This is a genomic window from Povalibacter sp., assembly GCF_036735925.1.
Classification (GTDB): Bacteria; Pseudomonadota; Gammaproteobacteria; order Steroidobacterales; family Steroidobacteraceae; genus Steroidobacter.
On the sequence record NZ_DAINNK010000044.1, the window covers coordinates 26529 to 46191 of the forward strand.

Annotated in this window: 15 protein-coding genes and 1 pseudogene; 10 read left to right on the forward strand and 6 right to left on the reverse strand. The window is 64.9% G+C overall.

Annotated elements, in window-relative coordinates; all coding sequences use genetic code 11:
• Positions 1 to 20: 20 nt before the first annotated feature.
• Complete coding sequence (pnp, locus tag V7D81_RS14185) at positions 21 to 2108, forward strand: polyribonucleotide nucleotidyltransferase (RefSeq protein WP_349257663.1); 2088 nt, start codon at positions 21 to 23, stop codon at positions 2106 to 2108.
• Positions 2109 to 2367: 259 nt separating this feature from the next.
• Here the strand turns inward: pnp and phaR are convergent, their stop codons facing one another.
• The 3 genes from phaR to dksA form a co-directional block, all read right to left on the reverse strand.
• A complete protein-coding gene (phaR, locus tag V7D81_RS14190; protein WP_324317335.1) occupies positions 2368 to 2889 on the reverse strand; it encodes a polyhydroxyalkanoate synthesis repressor PhaR in 522 nt (173 codons plus the stop codon).
• A gap of 78 nt (positions 2890 to 2967) precedes the next feature.
• On the reverse strand, positions 2968 to 3894 hold the full coding sequence (gene gluQRS / locus V7D81_RS14195; RefSeq protein ID WP_324317369.1) for a tRNA glutamyl-Q(34) synthetase GluQRS: 927 nt from the start codon (positions 3892 to 3894) through the stop codon (positions 2968 to 2970).
• Positions 3872 to 4687 (reverse strand): RNA polymerase-binding protein DksA, encoded by an 816-nt coding sequence (gene dksA / locus V7D81_RS14200; protein ID WP_324317337.1) that lies wholly within the window; start codon positions 4685 to 4687, stop codon positions 3872 to 3874. Before dksA ends, gluQRS begins: the two co-directional genes overlap by 23 nt.
• Positions 4688 to 5129: 442 nt before the next feature.
• On the opposite strand from dksA, the gene smc reads away from it, so the two are divergent.
• The 3 genes from smc (at position 5130) to ligA (ending at position 11715) form a co-directional block, all read left to right on the forward strand.
• The gene (gene smc / locus V7D81_RS14205) at positions 5130 to 8633 is read left to right on the forward strand and encodes a chromosome segregation protein SMC (protein ID WP_324317339.1); all 3504 of its coding nucleotides are present in this window, start codon (positions 5130 to 5132) and stop codon (positions 8631 to 8633) included.
• 127 nt (positions 8634 to 8760) lie between these two features.
• Positions 8761 to 9687, forward strand: a complete 927-nt coding sequence (locus tag V7D81_RS14210) for a cell division protein ZipA C-terminal FtsZ-binding domain-containing protein (RefSeq protein ID WP_324317341.1) — start codon at positions 8761 to 8763, stop codon at positions 9685 to 9687.
• Positions 9688 to 9693: 6 nt separating this feature from the next.
• On the forward strand, positions 9694 to 11715 hold the full coding sequence (gene ligA / locus V7D81_RS14215) for an NAD-dependent DNA ligase LigA (RefSeq protein ID WP_324317342.1): 2022 nt from the start codon (positions 9694 to 9696) through the stop codon (positions 11713 to 11715).
• A gap of 89 nt (positions 11716 to 11804) precedes the next feature.
• Here ligA and V7D81_RS14220 read toward each other — a convergent pair whose 3' ends face one another.
• Genes V7D81_RS14220 through V7D81_RS14230 form a run of 3 tightly spaced genes read right to left on the reverse strand, consistent with a single transcriptional unit; the run spans position 11805 to position 13475 of the window.
• Positions 11805 to 12614 (reverse strand): peptidylprolyl isomerase, encoded by an 810-nt coding sequence (locus tag V7D81_RS14220; protein WP_324317345.1) that lies wholly within the window; start codon positions 12612 to 12614, stop codon positions 11805 to 11807.
• A 19-nt stretch (positions 12615 to 12633) separates the two neighbouring features.
• Positions 12634 to 12912: a BolA family protein gene (locus V7D81_RS14225; protein ID WP_324317347.1), complete on the reverse strand. Its 279-nt coding sequence runs from the start codon at positions 12910 to 12912 to the stop codon at positions 12634 to 12636.
• Positions 12913 to 12929: 17 nt separating this feature from the next.
• The gene (locus V7D81_RS14230; protein ID WP_324317349.1) at positions 12930 to 13475 is read right to left on the reverse strand and encodes a septation protein A; all 546 of its coding nucleotides are present in this window, start codon (positions 13473 to 13475) and stop codon (positions 12930 to 12932) included.
• A 147-nt stretch (positions 13476 to 13622) separates the two neighbouring features.
• Between V7D81_RS14230 and V7D81_RS14235 the strand changes: the two genes are divergently transcribed.
• From V7D81_RS14235 to V7D81_RS14265, 6 genes and pseudogenes are all read left to right on the forward strand, one after another.
• Positions 13623 to 14246 (forward strand): L-threonylcarbamoyladenylate synthase, encoded by a 624-nt coding sequence (locus V7D81_RS14235; RefSeq protein WP_324317351.1) that lies wholly within the window; start codon positions 13623 to 13625, stop codon positions 14244 to 14246.
• Positions 14247 to 14408: 162 nt separating this feature from the next.
• Complete coding sequence (locus V7D81_RS14240; RefSeq protein ID WP_324317353.1) at positions 14409 to 15626, forward strand: tryptophan--tRNA ligase; 1218 nt, start codon at positions 14409 to 14411, stop codon at positions 15624 to 15626.
• 86 nt (positions 15627 to 15712) lie between these two features.
• Positions 15713 to 16546: pseudogene (locus V7D81_RS14245) on the forward strand (segregation and condensation protein A); the annotation flags it as partial.
• Between the two features lie 318 nt (positions 16547 to 16864).
• Complete coding sequence (gene scpB / locus V7D81_RS14250) at positions 16865 to 17656, forward strand: SMC-Scp complex subunit ScpB (RefSeq protein ID WP_324317357.1); 792 nt, start codon at positions 16865 to 16867, stop codon at positions 17654 to 17656.
• Between the two features lie 14 nt (positions 17657 to 17670).
• Positions 17671 to 18618, forward strand: coding sequence for a S4 domain-containing protein (locus V7D81_RS14255; RefSeq protein WP_324317359.1), 948 nt, complete (start codon positions 17671 to 17673; stop codon positions 18616 to 18618).
• A 401-nt stretch (positions 18619 to 19019) separates the two neighbouring features.
• Positions 19020 to 19637, forward strand: a complete 618-nt coding sequence (locus V7D81_RS14265) for a tetratricopeptide repeat protein (protein ID WP_442958353.1) — start codon at positions 19020 to 19022, stop codon at positions 19635 to 19637.
• Positions 19638 to 19663: the final 26 nt, after the last annotated feature.

The following is a 19663-nucleotide window of genomic DNA, read 5'->3' on the forward strand; positions in this document are numbered from 1 at the left end:
CCAAACCGGTAGGAAGCATCGTGAGCGCCATCAAGAAAACTTTTTCCTACGGTCAGCACCAGGTCACCATCGAAACGGGCGAAATGGCCCGTCAGGCCGACGGTGCCGTCCTCGTCTCCATGGGTGATTCCGTCGTGCTGGTCACGGCCGTCGCCCGCAAGAAAGCCGATCCCAACAAGGATTTCTTTCCTCTCACCGTCAACTATCAAGAGAAGACCTATGCCGCGGGCCGCATTCCCGGCGGCTTCTTCAAGCGCGAAGGTCGTCCTTCCGAAAAGGAAACGCTGACCTCGCGTCTGATCGATCGCCCGATCCGCCCGCTGTTCCCGGAAGGCTTCTTCAATGAAGTGCAGGTGGTTGCGACGGTCGTGTCCGTCAATCCGGAAATCGATACCGATATTCCTGCGATGCTGGGCGCCTCTGCCGCGCTCGCGCTGTCGGGCGTGCCGTTCCAGGGTCCGATCGGCGCAGCTCGCGTCGGCTACATCGACGGCCAGTACGTGCTGAATCCCACCGCGACGCAGCTCAAGACCTCGAAGCTCGACCTCGTGGTCGCCGGTACGTCGGAAGCCGTGCTGATGGTCGAGTCCGAAGCCCATCAGCTTTCTGAAGAAGTCATGCTCGGCGCCGTCGTGTTCGGTCACGAACAGCAGCAGGCCGCCATCAAGGTCATCAACGAGCTGAAGGCCGAAGCCGGCAAGCCCGCCTGGAACTGGGAGGCCGCTCCGGCCAATTCCGCGCTCGAAGCCGCTGTCGCAGCGCAGGCTCAGGCCAGCCTGTCTGACGCCTACAAGGTGATCGAGAAGCAGGCCCGTCAGACGCGCGTGGGCGAAGCCAAGCTCGCCGCACTGACCGCGCTCACCGCTGGCGACACTCCGGCGTACGCGGCCGATGAAGTCAGCAAGGAACTCGGCAATCTCGAATACCGCATCGTGCGCAACCGCGTCATCGCCGGCGAGCCGCGCATCGACGGCCGCGACATGAAGACGGTACGTCCGATTTCCATCCGCACGGGCGTCCTGCCGCGCACGCATGGCTCCGCGCTGTTCACGCGCGGCGAGACGCAGGCGCTGGTCGTGACGACGCTCGGCACCGGCCGCGATGCACAGATCATCGATGCGCTGGCCGGCGAGCGCAAAGAGCCGTTCATGCTGCACTACAACTTCCCGCCGTTCAGCGTCGGCGAGACGGGCATGATCGGTTCGCCGAAGCGCCGCGAAATCGGCCACGGCAACCTCGCGCGTCGCGGCATCTGGGCCGTGATGCCGGACATGACGACGTTCCCGTACGTCCTGCGCGTCGTCTCCGAAATTCTCGAATCGAACGGCTCCAGCTCCATGGCCAGCGTCTGCGGCACCAGCCTCGCGCTGATGGATGCGGGTGTGCCGATCAAGGCAGCCGTCGCCGGCGTGGCGATGGGCCTGGTGAAGGAAGGCGACAAGTTCCAGGTGCTCACCGACATCCTCGGCGACGAAGATCACCTCGGCGACATGGACTTCAAGGTGGCCGGCAGCCGCACGGGCGTCACCGCGCTGCAGATGGACATCAAGATCAACGGCATCACCAAGGAAATCATGCAGGTCGCGCTGGAACAGGCGAAGGCCGGCCGTCTGCACATCCTCGACGAGATGGACAAGGTCATCTCGGCACCGCGCGCCAAGATGTCCGAATGGGCGCCGTCGATCATCACCATCAAGATCGATCCGGAGAAGATCCGCGAAGTCATCGGCAAGGGCGGCGCCGTCATCCGCGCCATCACCGAAGAAACCGGCACCTCGATCGACATCGAGAACGACGGCACGGTCAAGATCGCCTCCGTCGACGGTGCCTCGGGCCGCGAAGCCCAGCGCCGCATCGAGCTGATCACGGCGGAAGTCGAAGTCGGCCGCATCTATGAAGGCCGCGTCGCGCGCCTGATGGACTTCGGCGCCTTCGTCACGATCCTGCCGGGCAAGGACGGCCTCGTGCACATTTCGCAGATCTCCAACGAGCGCGTCGAGCGCGTCAGCGACAAGCTGAAGGAAGGCGACGTGGTGCGCGTGAAGGTGCTGGAAGTCGACCGCCAGGGCCGCGTGCGCCTGAGCATGCGCGACGTCGACGCGGCCTGATCCGCGTCCTGCCGTAGAAGCAAAAAGGCGCCGTCAGCGATGACGGCGCCTTTTTCGTTTCGGGATACGGAGTTTCACACGGAGATCACGGAGGCCACGGAGGTCGGAAGAAGAGAATTTTCCACGGGGGACACGGGGAACACGGGGTCTCGGAACAGAAATTTTCTTTCCCCGTGCTCCCCGTGTTCCCATTCTTCCCCCCGTGCAAATTCTTCTTCTCTACCTCCGTGGGCTCCGTGATCTCCGTGTGAAACTTCTTCTACACCCGCTTCTCGCGCGACTCGTCCGGCAGATCCTCGTCGCGCTCCTTCGGGCGCGAACCCGGCGACACGGAGCCGCCGCTCATGGCGCGGAAAATGTCTTCCTGGATCGCCCGCCAGCGTTCGAGATTCTTCTGGGTGAGCGCCGTGATGGAGTCGAATGCGTCGCCGCTGCCGGTCGCCCGGAAGCTGTCGCGAAACTGCTGTTGCTGGCTGGCAAGGAGCTTGAGGCTCTGTTCCAGGTAGCTGCCGACGAAAGTCTGCATGGCGCCGCCGTAGGAACGGATCACCTGCGACAGGAAGTCCTGGCTCATCAGCGGCTCGCCCTGGTGTTCCTGTTCGGCGATGACCTGCAGCAGGATCGAGCGGGTGATGTCTTCCTGCGATTTCTTGTCGATGACGACGAAATCGACCTTGTCCATCACCAGCCGCCGGATGTCGGCCAAGGTGATGTACCGGCTCTCCACCGTGTCGTAGAGACGACGGTTCGGGTATTTCTTGATGACTCTCGGCTCGGACATGAATGCTCCCAGAACCGGTCTATCTCAAGGGCCCGGCCATACTAACTCCATCCCCGGCACCTGCACAGCAAAGCTCGATCAGACAGGCGCCACGGCGTGGCCGAAACTCAGCGGTTCGAGTCGCCAGTGCCCGGTCGCCCAATCCCACAACATGGCCGGGTGATCGCGACGTAATTCCGGCGGCGGGTCCTGCCGCAGGAACTGCAGCGCACGCCAGAGTTCCTCTCCCGGCCGGTTCAGGTCGACGGCTGCCGCGCCCGCCGACTTCGACAGTTTGATCCCGCTGGAGTCTGTGGCTACCGGCACATGTGCGTACTCGGGTGTCGGCAGTCCGAGGCATCGCTGCAGGAGTATCTGGCGCGGTGTGCTGCGGAGGAGGTCGGCGCCGCGGACCACATGCGTGATCCCCTGGGAGGCGTCGTCGACGACGACGGCGAGCTGATAGGCGAACAGTCCGTCCCGGCGTCGAATGACGAAATCGCCGATTTCGGCGGCCACGTCCACGGCGATCCGGCCCTGGATGCGATCGTCAAAGGCGATTTCCCCGTCGGGAACGCGCAACCGGATAGCGTATGGGCGATCTCGATGGCGGAGCTGCGTGCGGCACCAGCCCGGATAGCGCAGTTCCTCGCCTTCGGGATGATCCGGAGAGGCGACCTGCTGGATCTCGCTTCGGCTGCACGAGCAGGGGTAGGCCAGGTCGTTTGAGAGCAAACGATCCAGCGCCGCCTGGTACAGATCGGAGCGTTCGCTCTGGCGGACGATGGACTCGGTCCAGGTGAATCCGAGGATCTCCAGTGCACGCAGGATGGCGTCCGCGCTGCCGGGCACTTCGCGCGGTCGATCCAGATCTTCCATGCGGATCAGCCATTCGCCGCCGGCATGCCGCGCGTCGAGCCGGCTCGCGACGGCCGCAACCAATGAACCGAAATGCAACAGGCCGGTCGGGGAAGGGGCGAAGCGGCCGCGATAGGCGGACCTCTCAGCGATAACGATCGTCCCGATCGCCGTACTGCTTCTCGCGCCGCTCGCGGCGTTCCTGCGCTTCGATCGAGAGCGTTGCGACCGGGCGGGCTTCGAGGCGCTTGACGCCGATTTCCTCGCCCGTTTCGTTGCAGTAGCCGTAGCTGCCGTCTTCGATGCGCTTGAGGGCCTCGTCGATCTTGCGGATGAGCTTGCGCTCGCGATCGCGGGTGCGCAGTTCGAGACTGAACTCGGATTCCTGCGTTGCCCGGTCGTTGGGATCGGGGAAGTTCGCTGCTTCGTCCTTCATGTGCAGCACGGTCCGGTCGACTTCCTGCATCAGGTCCCGTTTCCAGGTTTCCAGGATGTTGCGGAAGTGATCGAGCTGTTCCTTGTTCATGTACTGCTCGCCGCGGCGAGCAACGTACGGTTTTACATTGCGCGGGCCGGCCAGCAGGCTGGTGCTGCTCGGCTCCTGGACTTCGCCTTCTTCATCGCCGCCCGTGGCGACATCGGCATGGTCGAGCGAACGGTTGGAAACGGATTTCAGCGGCATCGGGTCTTTGGGTCTCGGATCGGTGGCGGGCTTCGCGGCGGACTTGATCGTCGCGGTCGCGGGCGGCGGCGCTGCCTTCACGGGCTTGGCGACGGGTTGAGCTTTCGCGGGAGCGGCTTTGGCGGCTGGCCTGGCTGCAGGCGCAGCCTTGGCCGGAGCAGCCTTGCGTGCAGGCGGCGCGGGCTTCTTCGCTGGAGCCGATTTCTTCACCGGGGCAGCTTTCCTGGCGACCGGTTTCTTGGCCTTGGTCGCCTTGGCAGCTGGTTTCTTCGCGGCCATTCAGAGCCTCCACTTGCCGTGCCGCACACGCTGCGGAACGGTTCCGTTGCGAAAGTCGATTCCAAACAAGGGCCGCGATTATACAGACGCGGACCCCGCCGTACAGGGGCACGAAAACGCTGATTTTTCCGGCTTCCGACTGCCTCGCGTCCGCTCGCGGTTCGCCCCGATTCCCGAGCCGGAAATCAACTCGCGCTGTCGATGCGCGGCGACAATTCCGGGTAGTTCGCCGGACGATTTTTGGGGCTGCGGGCGCCGGACCGATTCCGTACACTACGGCGCCAATCGTTCCGACCGAATTCATTCCAACCGATCGGGGTTCCGTCATCGATGCGCGTCATTCGTCGCCAGTCAGTTCCGGACGCGAGGCGATGTTGACGTAGCCGCAGGCGCGCGCGCCTGTCGATGCCTTCCCTGACGACCATGCCGACTCAGGAGCGCGATGCGTCTCAACAAGATCAAACTGGCCGGGTTCAAATCCTTCGTCGACCCGACCTCCGTCAATCTGCCCGGCAACCTGATCGGCGTCGTCGGTCCGAACGGTTGCGGCAAGTCCAACATCATCGATGCCGTGCGCTGGGTCATGGGCGAGATCTCCGCCAAGCACCTGCGCGGCGGTTCGATGGCTGACGTCGTGTTCAACGGCTCGAGTTCGCGCAAGCCCGTGGGTACCGCCTCGGTCGAACTGGTGTTCGACAATTCGGACGGCACGCTCGGCGGCCAGTACGCGGGCTACAGCGAGGTCTCGCTGAAGCGCGTCGTTTCTCGCGATGGCACCTCGGCCTACTTCCTCAACGGCATCCGTTGCCGTCGCAAGGACATCACGCAGCTGTTCCTCGGCACCGGCCTCGGCGCGCGCAGCTACGCCATCATCGAGCAGGGCATGATCTCGCGCGTCATCGAGGCGCGGCCGGAAGAACTGCGCGGCTTCATCGAAGAGGCGGCGGGCATCTCCAAATACAAGGAACGCCGCCGCGAGACCGAGAACCGCATTTCCCACACCAAGGAAAACCTCGAACGTCTGAGCGACGTCCGCGAGGAAGTCGACAAGCAGCTGCGCCATCTGCAGCGCCAGGCCGCCACGGCGCGCCGTTATCAGACATTGAAGCAGGACGAACGCAAGCTGACCGCCGAACTGCTGGCGTTGCGGCTCAAGGTGATCGACCAGGATTCGCAGTCCAAGGAAGGCATCCTGCGCGAGCGCGACACCGAAATGCAGGCCGCGATCGCCGAACTGCGTTCCATCGAATCGGCGATCGAGACGGCACGCGAGGAGTTCACCGAGAAATCCGAATCGCTGAACGTTGTGCAGGGCCGCTACTACCAGATCGGCGCCGAGATCTCGCGCGCCGAGCAGTCGATCCAGCACGGCCGCGAACTGCGCCAGCGCCAAAAGACCGACCTGGAACAGGCCGAGCAGGGCGCAGCCGAGGCGGCGCTGCACCTGACCCGCGACCAGTCGCAGATCGATGAACTGCGCCGCGAACTCGAACAGCTCGAACCCGGCCTCACGGCGGCGCGCGAACGCGAACGCGCCTCTGCGGAGGCCCTGTCGCTGGTCGAGGAATCGATGCAGGACTGGCAGGAACGCTGGGAGGATTTCAATCGCGAATCCCGCGCCGCCAGCGAAAAGACCCAGGTCGAAAAAGCCCGTATCGAACAGCTCGAACACCAGCTCGAACGCCTGCGTACGCAGCGCGAACGACTTGCCCGTGAAATGGAGACGCTGGGCACGGCCGACATGGAGCTGCGCATCGAAGCGCTGCTGGAACAGGAAGCACAGGCACTCAATGCCGGCGAATCGGCGGCCAGCCAGCTGCAGTCGGTCAGCGAGGAACTGCAGCAGACGCGCGATCGTCAGCGGCAGCTGGCCGCGACTGCCGAAAGCAGTCGCAAGGAACTGCAGGAAACCCAGGGCCGGTTCATGTCATTGCAGGCGCTGCAGCAGGCAGCGCTCGGACTCGCGCAGGGCAAGGTGGGCGAATGGCTGTCGGCGAATTCGCTGACCTCGCGCCCGCGCCTGGCGCAACAGCTCAGCGTCGAGCAGGGCTGGGAGCGCGCGGTCGAGACCGTGCTCGGGTCGTACCTCGAATCGGTGTCGGTCGATGCGATCGACGCCATCGCGACCCGGCTCGATTCGCTGCAGGTCGGTTCGGTCAGCTTCTTTGCCGATGGCGGCGTGACTTCGACGTCGGTCGATCCCGGCCGGCTGCTGGCAAAAGTGCAGGGGCCGTCGGCCATTTCGGCGCTGCTCACCGGGATCATCGCGGTCGACACGCTGCCCGAAGCCCTGTCGCTGCGTCATACGCTGCTGAACGGCGAATCCGTCATCACGCGCGACGGCATCTGGATCGGCCGCGACTGGCTGCGCGTCAGCCGCGACAAGGATGTACATGCCGGCGTCATCGGCCGCGAAAAGGAAATGCGCGAACTGCGTGAAGCGGTCAGCGCCGCCGAGGAACGCCAGGAAAGCCTGCAGGCGGAAGCCGACACGCTGCGCGAACGCCTGGTCGAACTCGAACAGCGTCGCGACAGCCTGCAGGCCGACGTCAACCGTCTGCACCGTTCGCACAGCGAACTGAGTTCGCAGGCGTCGGCGCTGCGCAGCAAGGCGGAACAGACGGCGGAACGTGCCCGCAAGATCGAAGCCGAAACGGCCGAACTGCAGACCGATCACGAACGCGCGGACGAGGCGGCGACCACGGCCCGCGGACGGCTGGAGGAAGGTCTCGAACAGATGGCGCAGTTCGAGTCGACCCGGCTCGAACTCGAACAGGAACGCGACTCGCTGCGTCAGAACCTGAACTTCAAACGCTCGCAGGCGCAGACCGATCGCGACGGCGCGCAGGAAGTGGCGATCAAGGTCGAGTCGAAGCGCGCAGCGCTGACGTCCATCTCGGCGGGCCTCGAACGCCTGCGGCATCAGCTCGAACAGTCGCAGCAACGCAAGGACGAACTCACGCGGCAGATCGCCGACGGCGAGGCGCCGCTGGAGGAACTGGCGGCCAAGCTCGAAGAATTCCTGCAGCAGCGCCTCGGTGTCGAAGCCGAACTCACGGCGGCCCGCGAAACGCTCGAAGGCGCCGAAAGCCGCATGCGCACGCTGGATCAGCGTCGCATGGACACCGAAGGCCAGGTCGAAGAGGCCCGCACACGGCTCGAAGACGTGCGCATGGCCGCGCAGGAACTCAAGGTCCGGCGCGAGACCCTGATGGAGCAGTTCAAGGCGACGCACTTCGAACTGGAAACCATCTACCAGGAAATGGCGCCCGAGGCCGATGTGGCGGCGTGGGAGCAGACGCTGGTCGATCTGACCCAGAAGATCGATCGCCTGGGCCAGGTGAATCTCGCCGCCATCGACGAGTTCAAGGAGCAGTCGGAGCGCAAGGAATACCTCGACCGCCAGTTCAAGGACCTCACCGATGCGCTCGAGACGCTCGAAACCGCGATCCGCAAGATCGATCGCGAGACGCGTTCGCGCTTCCAGGACACGTTCGATCGCGTCAATGCCGGCCTGAAGGAACGCTTCCCGCGCCTCTTCGGCGGCGGTCACGCGTATCTCGAACTCGCGGGTGAAGACATTCTCAGCGCCGGTGTGTCGATCATGGCGCGTCCGCCGGGCAAGCGGAACGTCACCATCAATCAGCTGTCCGGCGGCGAGAAGGCGCTGACCGCGGTGGCGCTGGTGTTCTCGATCTTCGAACTCAATCCGGCGCCGTTCTGTCTGCTGGACGAAGTGGACGCGCCGCTCGACGACAACAACGTCGGCCGTTTCTGCGACACGGTGAAGGAGATGTCGAGCCGCGTGCAGTTCATTTTCATCACCCACAACAAGTCGACGATGGAACTGGCGTCGCAACTGATCGGCGTCACCATGCACGAGCCCGGCGTATCGCGACTCGTCGCCGTCGACGTCGATGAAGCGGTGCGCATGGCGGCGATGTGATGACGCGAGGGGAACTGTGCTCCTGCTGTGGGGCCGGCTTCAGCCGGCCTTACTGCACTTGCAGAGGCCGGCTGAAGCCGGCCCCACAGCAGGAAGAAGAAGGGCATTGGTTTGAGAGAGTGCGCGCATGAACGATCTGCGCTGGATCCTGATTGCCGGCGGGGCGCTGCTGCTGATCGGTATCTATCTGTGGGGTCGGCGCAGCGACCGTCGCGCCGATGCGGCCAGCGAAGGCGCAGTCCACGTTCGCCCCGAACCACTGGTCGAACCGGCGTTCGAATCGCCGTCGCATGATCTGGAAGATGACGATTCGCTGGCTCGCGATGAGCCGGCGTACGAGCCGCTGGACGAACCGGAGCCGGTCATTCGCGCCGCCGCGCGCAGCGAAGCAGCAGAGCGATCACCGGTGCGCGAGCAGGGCGCGTCTCGTACGGATGCCTCGTTGCGTCCGGCCCGCGGCATCCGTGTGGAGCCGACTCTCGGCGAGAACGATGCCGCGCCTGCCGATATCCGGCCGCCTGCCGATCCCGATCTCACCGCCGAACTGCCCGCGCGCGAGCCCGTTGATGCGCCCACGCTCGGAATGAGCAGCACGCCGGCCCCGCGTCGCATCGAGCGGCGCAAGATCATCGCCCTGCGTCTCGCGGCGCCGGGACAGCGATTTCCCGGCGAAGCGCTGCGCACTGCGCTGGAGGGCGAGTCGCTGCAGTTCGGCCGCTATGACGTCTTTCATCGACTGCATGACGACGGCACGAGCATTTTCAGCGTGGCGAGCATGATGGAGCCCGGCACGTTCGAACTCGAACGCATGCCGGGCCAGCAGTATTCTGGCGTCACCCTGTTTGCGCAGTTGCCGGGCCCGGTTCCGGGCGTACAGGCGCTGCAGGACCTGGTGGCCTGCGGCAAGCAGTTGCAGGAAGGGCTGGGCGGCACGCTGCAGGACGAGCGTGGCGTGCCGTTGACGGTCCATCGCATCGACCGGCTGCGCCAGGAGATCGTCGATTTCGAGCGCGGCCAGGCGCGCGACCAGCGATCCATTCCCACTTCCTACTGATCCTCGATGTCGCCTCTGCGCAATCCCGCCACGCGCGCCCGCGAGTTGCGCGAATTGCTGGAGCGCTACAACTACCGCTATCACGTCCTCGACGATCCCGAGGTTTCCGACGCCGAATACGACCGGCTGATGCGGGAGCTGACGCAGATCGAGACTGACAATCCCGATCTCATCACGCCGGATTCGCCGACGCAGCGTGTCGGTGCGACGCCCGTCGGCGAGTTGCGCGAAGTCGTGCACACGACGCCGATGCTCTCGCTGGACAACGCATTCACCGAAGAGGACCTGCTCAATTTCGATCGCCGCGTGCGCGAGCGGCTGGACGACATCGAGACGGTGGAATACGCGGCGGAGCCGAAGCTCGATGGCCTCGCCATGAGCTTTCGTTACGAAGCCGGCCGGTTCGTGCGTGCGGCGACACGCGGCGACGGCACGCGCGGTGAGGACGTGACGCACAACGTGCGCACCATCAAGGCCGTGCCGATGCGATTGCGCGGCAAGGTGCCCGAACTGCTCGAAGTGCGCGGCGAAGTGTTCATGACGATCGCCGGTTTCAAGGCGATGAACGAGAAGGCGCTGGCGGCCGGCGAAAAAGTGTTCGTCAATCCGCGCAATGCAGCTGCAGGCAGCATCCGGCAGCTCGATCCGCGCCTGACCGCCAGCCGGCCGCTGGATGTCTTTTTCTACAGCGTCGGCGAAGCGCAGGGCTGGAAGCTTCCCGCAAAGCACTCGGAATCCCTCGAACAGTTGCGCGAATGGGGGCTCAAGATCTCGCCGTTGCTCAAAGTCGTGCAGGGAGCGCAGGGTTGTCTGGAGTACTACCGCGACGTCGGTACGAAGCGCGCGAAGCTGCCGTACGAGATCGATGGCGTGGTCTACAAGGTCAATCGCCTGCAGCAGCAGCGCGACCTCGGCTTCGTCGCGCGCGCGCCGCGCTGGGCGATTGCGCACAAGTTTCCGGCGCATGAAGAGAACACCGTCGTTCGCGGCGTCGAGTTCCAGGTGGGTCGCACGGGCGCATTGACGCCGGTGGCGCGACTGGAGCCCGTGTTCGTCGGCGGCGTCACCGTGAGCAATGCGACGCTGCACAACATGGATGAAGTCCGTCGCAAGGATGTCCGCATCGGCGACACCGTCGTGATCCGCCGTGCCGGCGATGTGATCCCGGAAATCGTGAAGGTGATGCTGGAGAAGCGTCCGGCATCCGCACTCGAAGTCCAGCTGCCGGCGAAATGTCCGGTGTGCGGTTCGGACGTCGAGCGCGTGGAAGGCGAGGCAGTGGCACGCTGCACCGGCGGGCTGGTGTGTCCCGCGCAACGCAAGGAATCGTTGCGGCATTTCGCCTCGCGTCGCGCGCTCGATATCGAAGGCCTCGGCAGCAAGCTGATCGATCAACTGGTCGATGGCGGCCAGGTCGAGACGCCCGCCGATCTGTATCGACTGACGCTCGAACAGCTGGGCGAACTGGAACGGATGGGCGAGAAATCCGCGGCGAATCTGCTGGCCGCGCTCGAACACAGCAAGAAGACGACCTTCAGCCGATTCCTGTACGCGCTCGGCATTCGCGATGTCGGCGAGGCCACGGCCGCCGCGCTGGCAGCGCACTTCGGCACCATCGAAGCGCTGCAGGAGGCGACCGAGGAACAGATCCAGGAAGTGCCGGACGTCGGCCCGATCGTTGCCGCGCACGTGCATCACTTCCTGCAGCAGCCGCAGAACCGCCAGGTGATCGTCGACCTGCGCGAACGTGGCGTGCATTGGCCGGTGCACGCCCGTCGTACCGGACCTGCGGAAGGCGCATTGAGCGGCAAGACCTTCGTCCTGACGGGCACGCTCGACAGCATGAGCCGCGATCAGGCCAGCGATCGCATCACGGCGCTGGGCGGCAAGGTGTCAGGGAGTGTGTCGAAGAAGACCAGCTACGTGGTGGCCGGCGCCGAAGCGGGCTCGAAGCTGCAGAAGGCCCAGGAGCTGGGCGTCGAAATACTGGACGAGGCGGGATTTCTGAAGCTGCTGGCGCAGCAGTGACGATAGTCACGACGGTGACGCAAGTGACGAAGGTCAGAACGCGCTCGTTCCGACCTTCGTCACTGTCGTGACTTACGTCACTTTCGTCACTAGATCTTCTTCTCGATCTTCGCGTTCTTGCGCAGTTCGTCCAGATACGACTGCAGGCGCTTGCGCTGCACGAGCTGCTTCACGCGATCCTTCACTTCCTCGAAGGCCGGCGGGGCCGGCGCGCGCGATTCTTCGAGCTTGATGATGTGCCAGCCGAACTGGCTCTGCACCGGCTGATCCGTCATCTGGCCGGGCTGCAGCGCGGAGACCGCATCGCCGAACGGCTTCACCATGGTGTCGAGCGTGAACCAGCCGAGATCGCCGCCGTTCTGGTTGGAGGAGTCCTTCGACTTCTCCTTGGCGAGCTTGGCGAAATCGCCGCCGCCCTTGAGCTGCGCCGTCAGCGCATCCGCGGTCGCCTTGTCATCGACGAGGATGTGGCGCGCGTGATATTCGCGCGGCATCGCGGCCACCTGGGCATCGTATTCGGGCTTGAGTTCCTCGTCCGTCACGGGATGCTCATCGAGATACTTCTTGAGGCCGGCATCGACGATGACATTCAGCTTCGCCAGTGCGAGCTGGTCCGCGACCTGGGAGTCCTTGGCGATCCCCGCTTTCTCGGCCGCATCGGCGGCCAGTTCCATGCCGATGAACTGATCCAGCAGCTGCGACTTCTGATCGGCAGGAATCTCACGACCGGCCTGACGCTCGATGTTGGCGACGTAGAGGTCGAACTGCGACTTGCTGATGGCCTTGCCGTTCACGGTGGCGACGGACTCGGCCGGCGGCGTGGGTGCGGCCGCCTTGCCGCAGGCGGCCAGCAGCAGCAGCGGGGCAAGAAAGGCGAAGGGAGACAGACGGCGGTTCATGAGAATCCTTTGCGTGGGTTCAATCGGAAGTACGGGCTTCGGCGGGAGTGAGCGCGGCGATGCCGAGTGCATGGATGTCGGTCTGCATCAGGTCGCCGAGCGATCGGTACACGAGTTGATGGCGTTGCACGGTCCGCAGCCCTTCGAAATCGGGCGAGACGATGCGGACCCGGAAATGACCTCTGCCGTCGCGCGCGCCGGCGTGACCGGCGTGCAGGTGGCTGTCGTCGATGAGATCCACCGCATCGGCGTGCAGCGCGCTGCGCAGCCGGGCGCAGATTTTTTCGGCGCGGGTCACTGGAGAATTTCCTGTGTTCAGCCGGTCTTCGGCTCGTCGGCCGGCAGCTTCGTCGCCAGCCAGATGCCCTGCAGCACCGTGAACACCAGCGTCAGGCCGATCACGCCGAAGACCTTGAATTTGGCCCAGGCGTCGGTGCTGAAGTGGTGCATCACGTAGATGTTGAGGGCGCCGAGCGCCAGGAAGAACAGCGCCCACACGGTGTTGAGCCGCAGCCACAGCGGCCGCTCCAGCGTGACGTTGCCGTCGAGCATGCGCTGGATGATCGGACGCTCGCCGACGAACTGGCTGACGAGGAAGCCCGCGGCGAACAGCCAGTACACGACGGTCACCTTCCACTTGATGAAGGCTTCGTCGTGGATCCAGAGCGTGAGCCCGCCGAACACCAGCACCAGCGCCGCGGAGATCAGCGACATCGTGCTGACCTTGCGATGACGGAACCACTGCACCGCCGTCTGCACGATGACGGCAGCGATGATGACGCCGGTCGCGACGAAAATGCCCGCGAACTTGTAGGCGACGAAGAAGGCGATCAGCGGGAAGAAGTCGAACAGCAGCTGCATGTCGTGGCGGCGGGCCCGGCGAAGGGGCGGGTATGATACCCGGATGGTTGCCGGTTGACAGTTGGCCGTCGACCGCCTGAATCGGCGCGCGGGATTTCCCCGATGCGCTGTCAACCGATCCGCCCAGATGCCGGTCCAGCACGAGCAATGACGAGCCGTTTCTTCGAAATCCACCCGAAAGACCCGCAACCGCGCCTCATCCGGCAGGTCGCGGAAATCATGCGGGCCGGCGGCATCGTGGTTTACCCGACGGATTCCTGCTACGCGCTGGGCTGCCATATCGGGGACAAGGCGGCGATGGAACGCATCTCGCGCATCCGCCAGACCGACAAGCACCATCACTTCACGCTGGTCTGCCGGGATCTCTCCGAGATCGCCAGGTACGCCCGCGTGAACAATCAGCAGTACCGCACGCTCAAGGCCTTCACGCCCGGGCCTTACACCTTCATCCTCGATGCCACGAAGGAAACGCCGCGGCGTCTGCAGAATCCCAAGCGCAGCACGATCGGCATCCGCGTACCCGATCATGTCGTGCCGCTCCTGCTGCTGGCCGAACTGGGCGAGCCCATCATGAGTTCGACCCTGCTGCTGCCCGGCGAGGATCTGCCCATGACGGATGCCCGCGAGATCCAGGACCGGCTGCTGCACGCGGTGGATGCCGTCGTCGATGGCGGCAACTGCGGCCTGGAGCCGACCAGCGTGATCGACCTGGCGGGTCCGGCGCCGGTGATCGCCCGTCGCGGCAAGGGCGATGTCAGCACCTTCGAGTAGCGGGTGCGGATCAACGGAGCTGTCAAGCTGCGTATAATGCCGCGGCCGTCAAAACTGCTTTGTTCTCGTTCAAGAAGACGGCGTAAGACTCTGATAAACCAACCCTAGAACGTCATGCATCCGAGCCGCGCGCGAGCGCCCGGATGTCTGCAGGGATCTGTTTTGAGCGCGACCCATACCAGCAACCGACGCGTCCTGTCCGGCATGCGCCCCACCGGCGCGCTGCATCTCGGCAACTACCTCGGTGCCCTCAAGAACTGGACGCAGCTGCAGTACCAGTACGAGTGCTATTTCTTCGTCGCCGACATCCATGCGCTGACCACGGGCTACGACGACACCTCGAACATCGAATCGAACACCTGGGAGATGGTGATCGACTGGCTGGCCGCCGGCCTGAACCCCGCGAACTCGACCATGTTCATCCAGTCGCGCGTGCCGGAGCATTCGGAGCTGCACCTGCTGCTGTCGATGATCACGCCGCTCGGCTGGCTCGAGCGCGTGCCCACCTACAAGGATCAGCAGGAGCAACTGCGTGATCGCGATCTGGCGACGTACGGCTTCCTCGGCTACCCGCTGCTGCAGAGCGCCGACATCCTGCTCTACAAGGCGGCCTACGTGCCCGTGGGCGAGGACCAGATCGCCCATGTCGAAATCACCCGCGAGGTGGCGCGCCGTTTCAATCATGTCTACGGACGCGAGCGTGACTTCGAAGCGAAAGTGGAGAAGGCGATCAAGGGTCTCGGCAGTCGCAACGGCACCCAGTACAAGGAGTTGCGCAAGCTTTATCAGGAGCAGGGTGATGCGCAGGCGCTGGAAAAAGCGCAGGCCATGCTCGCCGGCAATGCCCGCCTGACGCTGGCGGATCGCGAGCGGCTGCAGGGCTATCTCGAAGGGACGGGCCGCAGCATCCTGATCGAGCCGGAAGCGCTGCTCACGGCCACGCCCAAGGTGCCCGGCCTCGACGGCCGCAAGATGTCGAAGTCCTACGGCAATACCATCGGCCTGCGCGAAGATCCCGATTCGGTGGCCAGGAAGCTCCGGGCGATGCAGACCGATCCGGCGCGCGTGCGGCGCACCGATCCGGGCGATCCCGACAAGTGCCCGGTGTGGGACCTTCACAAGATCTACTCCGACGCCGAGACTCAGGCCTGGGTGCAGCAGGGTTGCCGCAGCGCCGGCATCGGCTGTCTGGACTGCAAGAAGCGCGTGTCCGACGTACTCGTCGCCGAGATCACCGTCATCCGTGGACGCGCACAGGAATTCGAGGAGAATCGCGACCTGGTCAAGGCGATCATCGCCGAGGGCTGCGAGAAGGCGCGCGACGTGGCGCGCCAGACACTGGAAGAAGTCCATCAGGCGATGGGCATGAATTACCGATGAAACCAGAACTGAAATTGGTCGAAGACACCGGCTCGCAGCTCGAAGCCGATGGCTTCGAATTCGATCCGCCGCCGCAGCAGCAGGAAATGCCGTTCGCCGTCGTCGACGGCGAACCGATGACCCAGCTGCCGCGCGATCTGTACATCCCGCCCGATGCGCTGCAGGTCTTTCTCGAAGCCTTCGAAGGTCCGCTCGACCTGCTGCTGTACCTGATCCGGCGCCAGAACCTCGACGTCCTCGACATTCCGATCGCCGAGATCACGCGTCAGTACATGTCGTACATCGAAGTGATGTCGGAGCTGCAGCTCGAACTGGCCGGCGAATACCTGCTCATGGCTGCGATGCTTGCCGAGATCAAGTCGCGCATGCTGCTGCCGCGGCCGCCGTCGGCCGACGGCACCGACGAAGAAGATCCGCGCGCCGAACTCGTCCGCCGCCTGCAGGAATACGAGCGTTTCAAGAAGGCCGCCGAGGACATCGATCGTCTGCCGCGCATGGAGCGCGACACGATGCCGACCTCGGTGGAGCTGGTCGAACGCAAGGTCGTGAAGATCCAGCCGCAGGTGTCGCTGCAGGAGATGCTGCTGGCGCTGAAGGACGTGATGGTTCGCGCCGACATGTTTGCGCACCATCACGTGCAGCGCGAACGCCTGTCGGTGCGCCAGCGCATGTCGGACATCCTGAGCCGCATGCGCGAGGCGGCGTTCGTCGAGTTCACGACCTTGTTCCGTGCCGAAGAAGGTCGCATGGGCGTGACGGTGACGTTCAGCGCCATCCTCGAACTCATGAAGGAAGGCTTGATCGAGATCGTGCAGGCGGAGCCGTATGCGCCGCTGCACGTGCGTCCGGCGTCCGGTTCACGCCGCCTGGCCGTCGTCGCCGACGAGTCGGCGGAGTCGGCTGCCGATGCGGAAAACGAAGCGGCGCTGGCGCAGCCCGAACTGCCCGACGAAAACGTCATCGACGATGAAGAGCCCGACATCGCCGAACAGTCGGACGAAGCGCCGGCGGCAGAAGTCGTCGCAGCGACCGGGATCGTCGACGCCGCTGTCGGCGATTCTCCGGTCCTTCCGGAGGAAGGGTCGCCGGAGAGTGACAGGATGACGGACGAAGCCGTCGATACCGACAATCGCGACGCTGCGGTCGCGGATTCTGAATCGGAGCCGAAGTAATCCATGTCTGCGAATGCTGAAGAAGTGACTGGTGCCGCGACCGAAACCGCGCCGGAGGCATCATCAATGAACGACATCGATCTCAAGCACACCATCGAGGCCACGCTGCTGGCCGCGGGCCGTCCCGTGACGACGCAGCAGTTGCTGGATCTGTTCGAAGAGCGCGAGCGCCCGACGCCGGAACAGCTCCAGGCAGCGCTCGATCTGCTGGCGGCCGACTACGAGAGCCGCGGCATCGAACTGCTGCAGGTGGCGAGCGGCTGGCGTATCCAGGTGCGCGCGCGCTGTGTCGATGTCGTGTCGCGGCTGTGGCAGGAGCGTCCTTCGCGCTATTCGCGCGCGCTGCTGGAAACGCTCGCGCTGGTTGCCTATCGCCAGCCCATCACGCGCAGCGAGATCGAAGAGATCCGCGGCGTTGCGATCAGCTCGACCATCATGCGCACGCTGCAGGAGCGCAACTGGATTCGTGTCGTCGGCCATCGCGAAGTGCCCGGACGTCCGGAACTGCTCGGGACCACCCGCGAGTTCCTCGATTACTTCGGCCTCAAGAGCCTCGACCAGCTGCCGACGCTGGCCGATCTGCGCGATGTTGAGAACATCGGCGTGCAGCTCGAACTGCCGGCGGGCGACGTGCCGCAGACGGAACCGGCCGAGGGTGAGGGCGGCGAGACGGAAGCAGCCGCCGACACCGAGACGACGGCAGAAGCCGAAGGCGAACTGTCGGCCGACGGCGATGAAGGCGAGGAGATCACCGAAGAGGACGATGGCGACGATGCCGACGACTCCACGCTGGTCGCGTCCGCCGAATCCGATCCCGACGACAGCAGTCACGCGGTGCGCGAACCGCCGTCCGAGTGACGTTGACGCACTCGATGCGCAACGAATCCGAACGCCTGCACAAACTCCTGGCACACCACGGCCTCGGTTCGCGTCGCGAAGTCGAGAAGTGGATGCTGGCCGGACGCGTGCTGCTGAACGGCCGCCCCGCCCAGCCCGGTGATCGCTACAAGGACGGCGATCGGGTCAGTGTCGATGGCCAGGACGTCACGGCCCGATTGAAGACGTCCGGCAAGGCCGCCGTGCTGCTGTATCACAAGCCGCAGGGCCAGCCGGTGCAGGCTCAAACGGATGCACCCGCCGATTCCGCTGCCGAAGAGCCCGTCATGGAACGGCTGCCGGTCGTGCGCGGTTCGCGCTGGCTCGCGATCAACACCATGCAGCCGGGCGACAGCGGCCTGCTGGTACTGACGAGCGATGGCCGGCTGGCGGATGCATTGCGTCGGCGCTCCGAACAGATTCCTTCCGCCTATGTCGCGCGGGTCCTGGTGCCGTCGCCGGATTTCGATCCCGACACGCTGCCGCGCATCACGCAGTTCAACGATCAGCCGGTTTCGTTCGAGAGCATCGAACCGGCGGGCGGCGAGGGCACCAATCGCTGGTTCCGGGTCGAGGCCGCGCACTCGCACCGCAGGGCCGCCGTGCGTGCGCTGTTCGAGACGCAGGGCCTCAAGGTCAGCCGCGTGATGCAGGTGAAATACGCGGACCTGGAAATGCCGCGCGATCTGCCACGAGGCAAGCACCAGGCGCTTCCCGAACATCTCGTGGATCGACTCTACGAACTCGCCGGACTCGTGAAGCCGGTGCCCGAGACACGTCGGGTTCGCGCCCCGCGCGTCGCGGCGGACCGTCAGCGCAAACCGGCCAAGCGTTCGGTGCGCGCCGCAGAGCCGCGGAATTCGCGCGAACGCAAAGGCCCGCGCGACACGGGTTCATCGCCCAGCCGGCGCAAACCTGCCGGCGGTCGACGGTCCGGTCGCTGACGCTCTTGCCGTCGGTCGGCGGGACAGAAGCTGTTCACGTTGCAGACCCCTGCCGGCAAGGCCGGAGACGGACGATCATCGCTGCGCTGCCACTGCGGGCGGATTCTCATTGCACGCCGTGCCGCCACCGCGGACGCACCTGACCCGATTTCATGGGGTGTTCGCCCCGCACAGCAAACTGCGTGCGCTGGTGACGCCGGCGCATCGGGGGATGGGAGCCAAGCCACAGGACGACCCTTCGACACCGCGTCATGTGGCGATGAGCTGGGCGTAGTGCCTCAAGCGCGTATTCGGTATCGAGATCGACGCCTGCGCCGGCTGCGGCGGGAAGCTGAAGATCATCGCCAGCATCGAAGAGCCCGAGATTATCGCGTGTGCGCGCCTCGCTGGGAATCGCCCTGATGACGGCGCGCCGCAGCGACGAAGCCGTGGCCAATCTCGCGACAGCGCTGGCCGACATGAAGCGCCTCGACACCTCGGGCGGGCCTTGGATCGCCAACGCAACGTCGTCCCATGGCAATGCACTGGTGCTGGCCGGACGGCTCGATGAAGCGAAGGCAGAGTTTGATCGGACTCTCGCCGCTGCCTCGACCGGACCTGCGGCCGTGGATTCTCATGCGGGGCTGGGCATGATCGCGCTGGCGCGAAAGGATCTCGAACTTGCCAGGACCCACTTCGACAAGTCAGTCGAACTCGCCGCAGCCGGACCGCCCACGCGTTCGCTGGTCGCAGCACTCGCGGGCCTGGGCGAAGTTCATCTCGCTGCAGGCGATCTCGCCTCGGCCGAGTCGTCGCTGCAGAAGGCGGAGGAAACCCAGCGTACGCTTGCGGTCCGCATGACGCCGGTGCTAGCGGAAATTCTCGCGGAGCGCGGCCGGCTGGCGCTGGCACAGGGAAATGCCGAACAGGCTACCGCGCTGTTCGGTTCGGCGGATGAGTTCTGGCGCGCCTTCGCACCGCAAAGCGCCCGCGCGCGGGAAGCAGCGAGATGGCGCGAACAGGTGGCTGCGAAGGATTGAGCGGAGGGCTGGTTTGGTTTCTTTCT